Genomic DNA, 13395 nt, shown 5'->3' with positions numbered 1-13395 from the left:
CGCGGCCAGCTACCTCGGCTTCGTCCAGATCGCAGCCATCCGCCTCTGGATACGGGCATTTGTCAACAGGGCCTAGTATTCTCTACATTCGATCCAATTCATAGTTCGGGAGGACACTGCAATGGCTCTTAAGTACGGGTGCTTGAAAGGTCGTCCGATACGCAACCGACTGGCAACAGGCGCCAAGCCTCACTACCAAATCGAGGTGACAGCGAAAGGAGTCAAGTATCGGATTGCGATCAATGTGCGATCTCAGGACGGTAGCGAGGTCGAGTTTCTCGTTCGCTCGCGATTCGAGCATCCGATTACGGATCGCCTCGGCGCGCTGGAAGCGGGCTTTCATATTGCTGAACCGAAGCCGGACGGAATTGCCCTCGACTTCATTCGCGGCAACCTTATGCAACCATGGGAGATGAAACCCCTCCCCTTGTCCAGCAACGGACCAGACAACGATCTCAACGACAAGATCGACGCCTATGTGCAGCGAGCGATGTCCGACGAAACGGCTATGATCTATGCCTTTGGTGATCGGTGGGGACCGGAACCTCAGAAGGAGGATGGCTATTTCGGCTTCTTGCCTGGCAACGGCATCCACGACATTCACATGAACCAAGGAAATCCGATCGGTCGACACTCCGAAGACAACGGGCCATGGCAGGACGGCGGCCTGCTTTTCCAGTTTATCGAGACTGGACAATGGGTTGCGATTTTTCTGAAGTTCCAGACCCAAGCATGGCATACCGACGATGCCACCGGCCATCCGATTGTCGGTCATGATCCGGAACACCCGGACCGTCCCCATACGCCTGTCGACCGGGATGTCATTCCCAACATCGATGTCCCGGATGGTCTCATCCGAATCGTCGCAGCGCTGGTGAACGACATCCATTCGCCCGAACGCGAGACCATCACCCTTCTCAACATCGCCGACCGGGATATCGATCTCACCGGCTGGCAGATCAAGGACAAGCAAAAGAACGCCATGCCGCTGGACGGCATGATCGCTGCCGGTGCCACTCGAGTTGTCGAGGTCAAGCAACCGGTTGCGTTGTCAAATCGCGGCGGCATCATCACGCTTTTGGATGGTCATGGCATCAAAGTCCATGGCGTTTCCTACACGCGGGAGCAGGCGAAGCAACCCGGGCGGACGATCCCGTTCCAACCCTGACGCTCCTGCCGCGGCGGGTTGTCGCTGCGCGGTTCGGTGCGCTTGAGGCCGGGGCGGCGGCTGGCATGAAATGGCGTCATGAACGCCTGGGTCTACATTCTCGCCAGCCGCCCGGACGGCGCCCTTTTCGTCGGCACGGCCGAGGACCTTGTCGGCCGCGTCTATCACCATCGGGCCCGCGTGCCGGCGGGATTCTCGCTCGGCCACGCCATGCAGCGGCTGGTCTGGTACGCCGCCTTCGATCGCGTCGAGGCCGCGATGGCCTTCGCGCGCGACCTGCGCCGCCGGCACCGCCACGCCAAGGTACGCATCATCGAGGCGATGAACCCGGACTGGGACGATCTCTATCCAGAAGTGAGCTGACGGTCGCCGAGACGCAACACGGCCGACCGGGCTGCCCAGCCCCGTCGGCCGCGGGCGGTTGCGGGCCTGAGACGGCCGGCTATTCCGGGATCACCGCATGGGCCTGGATCTCGACCTTGGCGCGGTCCTCCATCAGGGCGACGACCTGGACGGCGGCCATGGCCGGGTAGTGGCGGCCGATCACGGCACGGTAGGCCTCGCCGATGCCCTTCAGGTTGGCGAGATAGTCGCGCTTGTCGACGAAATACCAGGTCATCGAGGTGATGTGCTCGGGCCCGCCGCCGGCCTCGGCGACGACCGCGACGACATTCTCCAGCGTCTGGCGGACCTGGCCGACCAGATCGTCGGTCTCGAACTGGCACTGGCCGTTCCAGCCGATCTGTCCGCCAACGAAGACGACGCGGCCGGTGGCGGCGATGCCGTTGGCATAGCCGACCGGCTTCGCCCAGCCTTCCGGCTGCAGCACTTCGAGGAGCGAGGTTTCGCGCGCGGCGCGGGCGGCTTCGGCCATGGTCAGTTCCCCTCGAAGACGGGTTTGCGCTTGGCCGCGAAGGCCTCGAAGGCGCGGCGGAAATCGCCGGTCGCCATGCAGACGGCCTGGGCCTGGGCCTCCGATTCGATCATCTCCTCGATGCCCATGGCCCATTCCTGGTTCATCATGGTCTTGGTGATGCCATGGGCGAACCACGGCCCGTCGGCGAGCGAGCGGGCCAGGTCCCCGGCCGCGGCCTCGAGTTCCGCCGCCGGGACGAGGCGGTTGTAGAAGCCCCAGGCATGGCCTTCGGCCGCCGTCATGGCGCGGCCGGTGAACAGCAGTTCGGCCGCCCGGCCCTGGCCGATGATGCGCGGGAGATAGCCGCAGGCACCCATGTCGGCGCCGGCGAGGCCGACGCGGGTGAACAGGAACGCGGTCTTGGCCTCCGGCGTCGCGTAGCGCAGGTCCGACGCCATGGCCAGGATCGCGCCGGCACCGGCGCAGATGCCGTCGACCGCGGCGATGATCGGCTGCGGGCAGCGGCGCATCGCCTTGACCACGTCGCCGGTCATGCGCGTGAAGGCGAGCAGGTCCGGCATGGCCATGCGGGTCAGCGGCTCGATGATCTCGAACACGTCGCCGCCGGAACAGAAATTGCCGCCCTCGCCGGTCAGCACCACCGTGCGCACGTCGGAGGCATAGACGAGGTCGCGGAACAGGTCGCGCAGCTCGGCATAGGAGTCGAAGGTCAGCGGATTCTTCTTGTCCGGCCGGTTGAGCCGGATGGTCGCGACCCGGCCGTCACCCGGCGCATCGAACACGAAGTGGCGCGCCTGATAGTCCTTGAACGGCCGCAGCATGGCCCCCAGTGCCGATTGTTCGCTCATCCGGTCATCACCTCCCCACCGGCGACCGCGATCGCCTGTCCGTTGATCGATGCGGCGCCGGATCCGGCGAGCCAGAGGATCGCGTCGGCGACCTCCCCGGGCGTGACCAGGCGACCCATCGGGTTCGATTTCGCCAGTTCCGCCCGCGCTTCGTCGGCGCTGCGGCCGGTCTTGGCCACGATGGTGGCGACCGACTGGGCGATCAGTTCCGTGTCGGTGAAGCCCGGGCAGACCGCGTTGACGGTGACGCCCTTGCGCGCGACCTCCAGCGCCAGCGCGCGCACCAGCCCGACCACGCCATGCTTGGCGGCCACATAGGCGGCGACATAGGGATAGCCGACCAGCCCCGCGGTTGAGGCGATCGCTATGACGCGGCCCGACCGGCGCTTCACCATGCCGGGCAGGAAGGCACGCGTGGTCAGCCAGACGCCGGTCAGGTTGACGGCCAGCATGGCATCCCAGGTCGCCCGTTCGGTCTTGTCGAAGGGCCCGGAGGCCGCCGCACCGGCATTGGCGACCAGAATGTCGACCGGCCCATGCGCCGCCTCGACGTGCTCGGCCGCCGCCGCGATCGCCGCCTCGTCGGTCACGTCGAGGGTGACGATCGCGCCGGCGCGGGCGCCGAGGCTCCCGGCCACCGCCTGCAGCGGTTCCAGGCGCCGGCCGGCCAGGGTGACGGTCGCCCCGGCCGCCGCCAGCGCGACCGCCGCGGCCGCGCCGATGCCCGATCCCGCGCCGGTGATGAAGGCATGCCGGTTCGCCAAGGGCAGCGTCATCGGGGTCCCTTTCCGATCGTTGCGATCGTGGTGGCCTTTGCGCCATGGCAAGCGTCAACCCGTACCGAGGAATCCTCACGCACCATCAAATTGGCGCTAACCAGATCCCCGTTTTGGACCTCAGTTGCACAATCCCCCAGCGCATCCCCGGACAAGGGCCGCAGGCCCGCCGATCCGGGGCCCACTCTGCGCATGTCGGGTTGCAGCGCCCGGGTCTCGCACCGACTTTGCAGCGAACCGGCCGCAGAGTGGGTCCCGGCTCTACGCTGCGCTTCGGCCGGGAATGCGTTGAGGGATTGAGCATCCCCAGCGCGATTCACGACGCGCGTGGACGACGCCAGAAACCCGGTTCTACGCTTCGCTCCGGCCGGGAATGCGCTGAGGGATTGGCCAATCCTGACGCGATCCAAGGCGCGCGCGCCGGATGACCGGCGCGAGCAGGTCCCGACGGACGGTCGGGATCCGGGGGAAAGCGACCGGAGAGTGGGCAGCGCCATCACTTCACGCCCGCGGCGCGGGCCAGGTTGCTTTCGTACTGGCCCTTAGCAGAGCGGTATTGCTTCGGCCAAGCCACATCGTTGATGCCGATGCGAGCGGCCTCGTGCAGGGTCCAGGCCGGGTCGGCGAGATGCGGGCGGGCCACGGCGCAGAGATCGGCGCGGCCGGCCGCGATGATCGAATTGGCGTGGTCGGCCTCCGAGATGGCGCCGACCGCGATGGTCGGGATGCCGATCTCGTTGCGGATCTTGTCGGAGAAGGGCGTCTGCCAGAGCCGGCCATAGACCGGCTTCTCCTCCTTGGTGACCTGGCCGGACGAGCAGTCGATCAGATCGGCGCCGGCCTCCTTGAACATGCGGGCATAGATCGCCGCATCCTCGGGCGTGTTGCCGCCGTCGACCCAGTCGTGACAGGACAGGCGCACGGAGATCGGCTTCTCCGCCGGCCACGCCGCGCGCACCGCCCGGAACACTTCGAGCGGGAAGCGGGCACAATTCTCGTGGCTGCCGCCATACGAGTCCGTGCGCCGGTTGGTGACCGGGGACAGGAAGCCGGACAGAAGATAGCCGTGCGCACAATGCAGTTCGAGGAGGTCGGCGCCGGTCGTGGCGGCGAGTTCGGTGGCGCGGACGAAATCGGCCAGCACGCGGTCCATGTCGGCGCGCGTCATGGCGCGCGGGGTCTGGCTGACGGGCAGATAGGGCAGATCGGACGGGGCATAGAGAGGCCAGCCGCCCTCGGCGAGCGGCTGGTCGATGCCCTCCCAGGCGAGCCGGGTGGCGCCCTTGCGGCCGGCATGACCGATCTGGATGCCGACCTTGGCGGCACTCTGGCCATGCACGAAGTCGACCAGCCGGCGCCAGCCCGCCGCCTGCTCTTCGTTCCACAGACCCAGGCAGCCGGGGGTGATGCGCGCATCGGGCGACACGCAGGTCATCTCGCCGAAGATGAGCCCGGCGCCGCCGAGCGCACGGGCGCCGAGATGGACCATATGGAAGTCGTTGATCAGCCCGTCGGTCGCCGAATACATGGCCATCGGCGAAACCACGATGCGGTTCGGCAGGGTCAGGTCGCGGATGCGGAACGGCGTCAGCATGGGCGGCGTCGTCCGCCCGTTGCCGACCGTCAGCCCACAGGACTGCGCGAACCAGCGCTCGTAGCCTTCGAGCCAGGTCTTGTCGCGCAGGCGCAGGTTCTCGTGGCTGATGCGCTGCGAGCGGGTCAGCATGGAATACATGAACTGCTCGGGCGGCAGCGTATCGGCATAGCGGCTGCCGACCACCTCGAACCATTCCATCGCGTTGCGCGCCGCATTCTGGATGCGAGCGACGTCGACCCGGCGGACTTCCTCATAGGCGTCGAGCACGGCGGGGATCTTATCCGGCTCGTGACCGAAAGCCTCGAACTGGCGGGTCAGTTCGATCGCATCGTCGATCGCCAGCTTGGTGCCCGAGCCGATCGCGAAATGGGCGGTGTGCGCGGCGTCGCCCATCAGCACGACATGGCTGTTGCCGTTGAAATGGCTCCAGCGGCCGCAGATGAGGCGATTGAAGTTGAGCCAGGCCGAGCCACGCAGATGGCGCGCATTGGTCATCAGCTTGGAGCCGTCGAGCACCTCGGCGAAGAGATCCTCGCAGAAGGCGATCGACTGGTCCTGGTCGAAGGCCTCGATGCCATGGGCCTTGAAGGTGTCTTCGGTCGTCTCGACGATGAAGGTCGAGGTCTTGTCGTCGAACTTGTAGATATGTGCCTGGAACCAGCCGTGCTCGGTCTTGCGGAAGTCGAACGTGAAGGCGTCGTAGGACTTGTCGGTGCCGAGCCAGATGTAGCGGTTCGGGCGGACGACGAGATCGGGCTGGAAGACATCCGCGTAGGCGTTGCGGATCTTCGAATTGATGCCGTCCGACGCGATGATCAGATCGGCATCGGGGAATTCGAGATCGGAGTCCACGTCGCGCTCGAAGACCAGTTCGACGCCCAGGTCCTCGCAGCGCTTCTGCAGGATGTTGAGCAGCTTCTTGCGGCCGATGCCGACGAAGCCGTGGCCGGAGGTGCGCTGACGCGTCCCCTTGAACAGCAGCTCGATGTCGTCCCAGTGGTTGAAGGCGTCTTCGATCTCGGTGGCGGTTTCCGGATCCCAGACCCGCATCGCCTCCATGGTCGCGTCGGAGAAGACGACGCCCCAACCGAACGTGTCATAGGGCCGGTTGCGCTCGACCACCGTGACCGAATGGGCCGGTTGGAGCTTCTTCATCAGAAGACCGAAATAAAGCCCGGCCGGGCCTCCGCCGATGCAGACGATGCGCATGAGCCTCTCCCACGGCCGCCGGACCGGAAACGCCCTCGCCCCCGAATTCCGGCGAATTAGTTTAGGATTAAAATATAGAGGTCTGAAGGGATGCGGTCAATCCGGTCCGTGCTCCTCCGCATGCGGCTCCCATGCGCGCGGGCTGCATTGCAGGGTTCAATATTTGATGTATGAAATGGTCGGCTTGCGAGTCTCGTCCAGTCCCTGCGACGCGCATCGCAGTGTCTTTTTCGCTCCGGGCAAGTCCAGGCGGCCCGGTCCGATCGGAATGACGTCCGCGCCGCGCCTGCGAAGCACGATGGGACCCGACCATGGCTGCGAGGCCGCGACGCGCCAAATCGGAGACAGGCTCCGCTTCCGCCGCCGAAACGAGGCCCGAAGCCGCGGCTGCCGCATCGGTTGCCGGCGTCCCGGCCGACGGATCGTATCAGGCCCCGGTGGCCGTGCCGGACGGTCGCCCGGCAGGCACGCCGCATGACGAACTGCGGGTCTGGCTGCGCCTACTCGGCGCCTCGAACCGGATCGAGTCGATCCTGTCGAGCCGCATCACCAAGGAATTCGGCATCTCGCTGGCCCGCTTCGATCTGCTCGCCCAACTCGAAAGGGCCCCCGACGGCCTGACCATGACCGACGCGTCCCGGCGCATGATGGTCACCAACGGCGCCATCACCAGCCTCGTCGACCGGCTCGTGGAGGAAGGCTTCGTCACGCGCGAAACCCGTGCCGAGGATCGGCGCACCACCGTCATCCGCCTCACCGCGGAAGGCCGTGCCCGTTTCCTGGCCATGGCCGCCAGTCACGAAGACTGGGTCGTCGGCCTGATCGGCGGTCTGGAACCCCAGGCGCGCAACGAACTTTCACGCGGTCTCTCGGCTCTGCGTCGCCATCTCGACGCGCTCGGCGCGTGACCGCGTCAGCTGTCCCGCCTACCGCCTGGCCTCGACATATTTCCAGATTCCCTCGGCGGTCGCGACCAGACGGTCCCCGACCTTGAGTTCGCCGCGCACGAAGGCGACGCCGGAGGTGACCCGGTCGACCTTCGGGATGCAGACCACGAATTGACCGGGGCGCGTCGCCGCGACGAAGTGAAGGTCGAGCTGGATGGTCGCCTGCTTCAGACCGCCGGTCGCCTCCAGCACCGCGAGACCCAGCCCCTGATCGGCAAGCGACAGGATCACCCCGCCATGGACGGCGCCGTTGCGATTGCGGTGCTCTGTACGGGTCTTCAGGGCGACCCGTAAGGCGCCCTGGTCGTGGCACGTCCAGAACGGGCCGACGAGAGCCTCATAGCCGTCCTGCTGCACTATTTCCCAGCCGTGTTCGCTCGGATCGAAATCGGATTCGCTCGTCGGCTGGGACAAGTCTGCTGCTCCGGAAAAGCGTCCCCGGCCGCGAATCCCAACCGTCCGGGATCCGCCGCCGGGGCCGAACGACGGGCTCGGGCGAGCCCGCTCCTGGTCGAGGCAGGCATTTCGGCACGGCACGGCGGATGGCCACCATCGCCCGCCCTCGAAACGCCCCGACCGGAATCCCCTCGATTCCGGTCGCCTCCCGTTTAGCCTGTCCGCAGCAACACGGACAGCCCTTGCCATGCAGTCCGGCAATGCGTACCCGCCACTTCGGGCGGACGAGGGGCAAGCTGTCCGTCATGGCAATGCACGCAAGCCGGCGGCCGGTTTCGACCGTCGCCCCAGGCGGGCCGCGCTCAGGACGCCGGCGTGAAGTTCAGCGCCACGCCGTTGATGCAGTAGCGCTGATAGGTCGGCGGCGGGCCATCGTCGAAGACATGGCCGAGATGGGAGCCGCAGCGGCTGCAATGGACTTCGGTCCGCACCATGCCGTAGCTGCGGTCGGTCGTCGTCTCGACGGAGCCCGGCACGGGATCGTTGAAGCTCGGCCAGCCGGTGCCGCTCTCGAACTTCACATCCGCGCGGAACAGCGGCTGGTCGCATCCGGCGCAGGCGAAGGTGCCGGCGCGCTTCTCGTGCAGCAGAGCGCAACTGCCCGGCCGCTCGGTGCCGTGCCGGCGCATCACCTGGTACTGCTCCGCCGTCAGCACCTTGCGCCACTCGTCGTCGGTGCGCGTGACCGGATAGACGCGGGTATCCATGAGGCCCCTCCTCTGTTTCGGTGCCAAGATCTAGGGACCCGGAGGGCCGGACGCAATCTCCGGACGGCGCCGATGGCGCCGGCCGGGATCACCAATTGCTGATCGCAGCCCGCACGGCCGCGGCTGCCGGACTGGCAAGCGGCCGTGGCGGCGCCTGTGACGATCAGGACGCCAGTGCCGGATAGTCGGTGTAGCCAACCTCGGTGCCGCCGTAGAAGGTCTTCGGGTTCGGCGTATTCAGCGGCGCGCCGGCGGCGAAGCGGGCGGGCAGGTCCGGATTGGCCAGGAACAGGGTGCCGTAGGCGATCGCGTCGATCGTCCCCTCGGCGATCGCGGCCGCGCCGGTTTCCGCCCCGTAGCCGCCATTGACGATCAGCGGCAGGCCGGACGCGGCCTTCATGGCCGGCGCCAGGGCCGGGCTGGTGCCGACCGGCTCGAGGACATGCAGATAGGCGAGGCCGAACGGCTTCAGCGCCGCGGCGGCCGCCGTGAAGGTCGTGGCCGGGTCGGAATCCTGCATGTCGTTATAGGGATTGTGCGGCGACAGGCGCACGCCGACGCCGTCTCCCGAACCCCAGCCGGCGACCGCGGCCGCGACCGCCTCCTTGAGGAACCGGACCCGGTTCTCGATCGGGCCGCCATAGCCGTCGGTGCGCTTGTTGGCGCCGTCGCGCAGGAACTGGTCGATCAGGTAGCCGTTGGCGGCATGGACCTCGACGCCGTCGAAGCCGGCCCGGCGGGCATTGGCGGCGGCCGTGCGCCAGCCGTCGACGACGCGGTCGATATCGGCCTGGGTCATTTCGCGCGGGGTCTCGAAGGCCGCCTTCTGCCACCCCGGCAGATAGACGGCGCCGGCCGGCGCGATGGCGGACGGCGCGAGCGGCGGCAGCCCGTCGGGACGGAACACCGAATGCGAGATGCGGCCGGTATGCCAGAGCTGGACGACGATCCTGCCGCCCGCGGCATGGACCGCATCGGTCACCACCTTCCAGGCCGCAACCTGGGCGTCGGAATGGAGGCCGGGGGTGTCGGGATAGCCCTGCCCATCCTCGGTCGCCTGGGTCGCCTCGGTGATCACCAGCCCGCCGGAAGCGCGCTGGGAATAGTAGGTGGCGGCGAGCGTCGAAGGCAGGTTGCCCGGAGCCGCCCGGTTGCGCGTCAGGGGCGCGAGCACGATGCGGTTCTTAAGTTCGATACTTCCGAACTTTACGGGCGAGAAAAGCGCGTCTGCGGTCATGAAACAGATCCTTGATCGGGAGCGGCGCAACGGCCGCCGACGACAGTTATGTTCGCACTTGCGGAAAGCAAGGCGGTTGAGCGCGCAAAATGGCGGGAGGATACCGGGGTCGGTCGGGCCGGGCCGCGGGGTCAGCCGCGCAGGATGTCGGCGAGACTGCGTTCGGGTTCCGCGTCGCCCTTGAGATCGAGACCGGCTTCGATCTCGATCAGATGCTCGCCCATCAACCGACCGGCCAAACTGCCGTCACCCCGGCGGATCGCCTCGGCGATGGCGGCATGGTGGTCGCTGCCGCAGAACTGGGCACGGCGACTGCGATAGAGCAGGATGATGAGGGAGGACCGGGCGATCAGTTCGGCCAGCAGGGACTGGAAGATTCCGTGGCCAGCCAGTGCGGCGACGAGGCCGTGGAATTCGCCGCTGAGGCGGATGGCCGCACGATCGTCGCCGCGGGCGAGCGCGGCACGCTCTTCTGCGAGATGGCGATCGAGCGCCGCGCCCCAATCCGGCGTGTAGCGCAGAGCCGCCCGCCCGGCGATCGCGGTCTCAATCAGGCGGCGGGCTTCGAACACCTCGCGAGCCTCCTCGGGGCTCGGCCGCGCCACGAAGGCGCCGCGGTTCTTCTCGATCACCACGATGCCTTCGTGGGCCAGAGCCTGCAGGGCTGCACGCACGATGGTGCGGCTGGCGCCGTAAACCGCGCCGATCTCGTCCTCGCCAAGCTTGGTGCCGGGGTGAAGCCTCTGCTCCAGGATCGCGGTGACGATCCCGGTGCGGATGCGGCCGGCGCGGTCCTCCGCCGTGCGGGACACGGACAGCCGATCCGCCCGCGGCGCCGCCGGCGCTCCCGATCCCGGCGCCTGCGGCGGCGCCCCATCCTCGTCCCCGGCCGTCATCGGCGCGGTCGCTCCGGTTTCGACCTCTCGCCACTCAGTCTAACGTCAGCGGGCTTCGAAACGGCGCCTGGATCGTATACGATCGCCGCGCAAACTGTGTCCACACTGCCTGGATCCTAGGCAATTCCGGTTTCGACCGGACCGGCGGTCGGGATGCAAAGAGCGGCATTTCAGGGCGCCCCCGCAGGCCGGGCGGCCCGGACCCGTCTGGCACAGGCCTTGCGAGCTTCCCACGGCCGGTCCGACCGGCCAGGCGAAGAGCGGGAGCAACGGCGGCATGGCCCAACCGGCGGCACTGGAACTGGTCCAGGTCACGAAGCGCTACGGCGCCACCGTCGCCGTCGAGGCGGTCGACCTCAAGATCCCCGCCGGAACCTATTGCTGCCTGCTCGGCCCGTCCGGATGCGGCAAGACCTCGACATTGCGCATGGTTGCCGGCCACGAGGCGGCCTCGGAGGGCGACATCATCCTCGGCGCCCACAATGTCACCGACCTGCCGCCGGCGCGGCGCGGCACGGCGATGATGTTCCAGTCCTACGCGCTGTTCCCGCATCTTACCGTGATAGACAACGTCGCCTTCGCGCTCAAGATGCGCGGCGTCGAGAAGACGGAGCGGCACGCCAAGGCCAGGGCGCTGCTCGATCTGGTCGCCATGGGCGCCTATGCGGGCCGGCTGCCGGCCCAGTTGTCGGGCGGCCAGCAGCAGCGCGTCGCGCTCGCCCGGGCCCTGATCACCGAACCGCAAATCCTGCTGCTCGACGAGCCGCTTTCGGCCCTCGATCCGTTCCTGCGCATCCGCATGCGCGCCGAACTGAAGCAGATGCAGCGCGAGCTCGGCATCTCCTTCATCCACGTCACCCACGGTCAGGAGGAGGCGATGGCGCTGTCCGACTTGGTCGTGCTGATGAACAACGGCCGGATCGAGCAGCAGGGCACGCCGCGCGAGATCTTCAACAAGCCGCGCACCGAGTTCGTCGCCCGCTTCATCGGCGGGCACAACGTGGTCGCGCTCGACGGCCGCAAGCTCGCCGTCCGCACGGACCGGCTGACGCTGGTCCGGCCGGGCGTCGCCGTCGACGGACCGATGTTGGCCGGCACGGTCACCGAAGTCGAATACCAGGGCACCTACGTGCAGGTGAACGTCGCCACGGGAGATGGCAACGATCTCGTCGCGCAGGTGCCGGAGGCCGCTTTCGATGCCGACCCGCAGACGGTCGGCGCGAGCGTCGTGGCGACCTGGGCACCCGCCCTCGCCCATCCGCTCGAATGAACAGTCCTAATCAGTCTGCGAAGACCAAAGGGGAGACTGCAACCATGACGGAAGACACCACCAAGTCGGGCCTCAGCCGGCGCACGCTGCTCAAGGGCGCCGCGGCCGGTGCCGGCCTCGCCGCCGGATCGGGCGCCATAACGGGCTTCCCGTATGTGATGAGCCAGGAAGCCAAGGTGCTTCGCTATCTCGGCACCGCCGTCAATGCCGGCGACGAGATTTCCAAGAAGTGCCTCGCCGACACGGGCATCAAGATCGAATACATCACGGTCACGACCGACGACGTGACCAAGCGCGTCGTGACCCAGCCGAACTCGTTCGACGTGCTCGATACTGAGTATTTCTCGCTCAAGAAGCTGGTCCCGTCGGGCAACATCCTGGCGCTCGACGCCAAGAAGATCAAGGAATTCAATAATATCACGCCCGTCTTTACGAAGGGCCAACTGCCCTCCGGCAAGAAGATCGGCGATCAGGGCACCGCGCCCTGGAAAGTGCTCTATCTCGAAGGCAAGGACTCCAAAACCTTCGCCAAGAGCCCGACCGAATTCGTCACCCTGATCCCGACGGTCTACAACGCCGACACGCTCGGCATCCGCCCCGACCTGATCAAGCGCCCGATCTCGTCCTGGGCCGAACTGCTGAACCCGGAATTCAAGGGCAAGGCTTCGATCCTCAACATCCCGTCGATCGGCATCATGGATGCGGCGATGGTTGTGGAAGCCACCGGCCAGTACAAGTATGCCGACAAGGGCAACATGACCAAGGCCGAGATCGACCTGACCATGAAGATCCTGACCGAGGCCAAGAAGTCCGGCCAGTTCCGCGCCTTCTGGAAGGACTTCAACGAGTCGGTCAACCTGATGGCCTCGGGCGAGACCGTGATCCAGTCGATGTGGTCGCCGGCGGTGACCAAGGTCCGCTCGATGGGCATCCCCTGCGTGTTCCAGCCGCTGAAGGAAGGCTACCGCTCCTGGGCGTCGGGTTTCTGCGTCTCCAAGGGCGTCTCGGGCAAGAAGCTCGAATGGGCCTACGAGTTCGTCAACTGGTTCCTGTCGGGCTGGGCGGGCGCCTATCTCAACCGCCAGGGCTACTATTCGGCCGTGCTGTCGACCGCCAAGGCCAATATGGAACCCTACGAATGGGCCTATTGGATGGAAGGCAAGGCGGCCGAGAAGGACATCAAGGCCCCCGACGGCTCGCTGCTCGAAAAGGCCGGTGCGATCCGCGATGGCGGTTCCTACGACGACCGCATGGGCTCGGTCGCCTGCTGGAACGCGGTCATGGACGAGAACGACTACATGGTTCGCAAGTGGAACGAGTTCATCGCGGCCTGACCGCCTGAATCCGCCAGCGACCTCCGGCGCGGCTCCGATCCCGGAGCCGCGCCTTCCCCCGCAGCCCGCGTGG

13 protein-coding genes are annotated in these 13395 nt (G+C 67.0%); 5 read left to right on the top strand and 8 right to left on the bottom strand.

Going from position 1 to position 13395, the window contains the following annotated elements:
- Nucleotides 1–121 precede the first annotated feature (121 nt).
- Nucleotides 122–1168, top strand: a complete 1047-nt coding sequence (locus KL771_RS26170) for a DUF2278 family protein (protein WP_261971458.1) — start codon at nt 122–124, stop codon at nt 1166–1168.
- 78 nt (nt 1169–1246) lie between these two features.
- Nucleotides 1247–1531, top strand: coding sequence for a GIY-YIG nuclease family protein (locus tag KL771_RS26165; protein WP_261971457.1), 285 nt, complete (start codon nt 1247–1249; stop codon nt 1529–1531).
- 79 nt (nt 1532–1610) lie between these two features.
- On the opposite strand, the gene KL771_RS26160 is transcribed toward KL771_RS26165, so the two are convergent.
- The 4 genes from KL771_RS26160 to KL771_RS26145 all read right to left on the bottom strand — a co-directional run bounded on the left by KL771_RS26160 (nt 1611) and on the right by KL771_RS26145 (nt 6475).
- A complete protein-coding gene (locus tag KL771_RS26160; RefSeq protein ID WP_261971456.1) occupies nt 1611–2042 on the bottom strand; it encodes a RidA family protein in 432 nt (143 codons plus the stop codon).
- A 2-nt stretch (nt 2043–2044) separates the two neighbouring features.
- Complete coding sequence (locus tag KL771_RS26155) at nt 2045–2893, bottom strand: enoyl-CoA hydratase family protein (protein ID WP_261971455.1); 849 nt, start codon at nt 2891–2893, stop codon at nt 2045–2047.
- Nucleotides 2890–3669, bottom strand: a complete 780-nt coding sequence (locus KL771_RS26150; protein WP_261971454.1) for an SDR family NAD(P)-dependent oxidoreductase — start codon at nt 3667–3669, stop codon at nt 2890–2892. Before KL771_RS26150 ends, KL771_RS26155 begins: the two co-directional genes overlap by 4 nt.
- 496 nt (nt 3670–4165) lie before the next feature.
- Complete coding sequence (locus KL771_RS26145; RefSeq protein WP_261971453.1) at nt 4166–6475, bottom strand: bifunctional salicylyl-CoA 5-hydroxylase/oxidoreductase; 2310 nt, start codon at nt 6473–6475, stop codon at nt 4166–4168.
- A 311-nt stretch (nt 6476–6786) separates the two neighbouring features.
- On the opposite strand from KL771_RS26145, the gene KL771_RS26140 reads away from it, so the two are divergent.
- Entirely contained in the window at nt 6787–7383 is a 597-nt protein-coding gene (locus KL771_RS26140; RefSeq protein ID WP_261971452.1) for a MarR family winged helix-turn-helix transcriptional regulator, read from the top strand.
- 18 nt (nt 7384–7401) lie between these two features.
- Here KL771_RS26140 and KL771_RS26135 read toward each other — a convergent pair whose 3' ends face one another.
- From KL771_RS26135 to KL771_RS26120, 4 genes are all read right to left on the bottom strand, one after another.
- On the bottom strand, nt 7402–7836 hold the full coding sequence (locus tag KL771_RS26135; RefSeq protein WP_261971451.1) for a PaaI family thioesterase: 435 nt from the start codon (nt 7834–7836) through the stop codon (nt 7402–7404).
- 344 nt (nt 7837–8180) lie between these two features.
- The gene (msrB, locus tag KL771_RS26130; RefSeq protein WP_261971450.1) at nt 8181–8585 is read right to left on the bottom strand and encodes a peptide-methionine (R)-S-oxide reductase MsrB; all 405 of its coding nucleotides are present in this window, start codon (nt 8583–8585) and stop codon (nt 8181–8183) included.
- A 163-nt stretch (nt 8586–8748) separates the two neighbouring features.
- Nucleotides 8749–9822, bottom strand: a complete 1074-nt coding sequence (locus KL771_RS26125; protein ID WP_261971449.1) for an alkene reductase — start codon at nt 9820–9822, stop codon at nt 8749–8751.
- A gap of 131 nt (nt 9823–9953) precedes the next feature.
- Complete coding sequence (locus tag KL771_RS26120) at nt 9954–10718, bottom strand: GntR family transcriptional regulator (protein ID WP_390867778.1); 765 nt, start codon at nt 10716–10718, stop codon at nt 9954–9956.
- Nucleotides 10719–10995: 277 nt separating this feature from the next.
- Here KL771_RS26120 and KL771_RS26115 point away from each other — a divergent pair, with 277 nt between their 5' ends.
- Nucleotides 10996–11988, top strand: coding sequence for an ABC transporter ATP-binding protein (locus KL771_RS26115; protein WP_261971447.1), 993 nt, complete (start codon nt 10996–10998; stop codon nt 11986–11988).
- A gap of 44 nt (nt 11989–12032) precedes the next feature.
- On the top strand, nt 12033–13322 hold the full coding sequence (locus tag KL771_RS26110) for an ABC transporter substrate-binding protein (RefSeq protein ID WP_261971446.1): 1290 nt from the start codon (nt 12033–12035) through the stop codon (nt 13320–13322).
- The last annotated feature ends 73 nt before the right edge of the window (nt 13323–13395 follow it).

The organism is Prosthecodimorpha staleyi (genome assembly GCF_018729455.1).
Lineage (GTDB): Bacteria > Pseudomonadota > Alphaproteobacteria > Rhizobiales > Ancalomicrobiaceae > Prosthecodimorpha > Prosthecodimorpha staleyi.
This window is presented reverse-complemented; position numbering and strand designations above follow the sequence as displayed.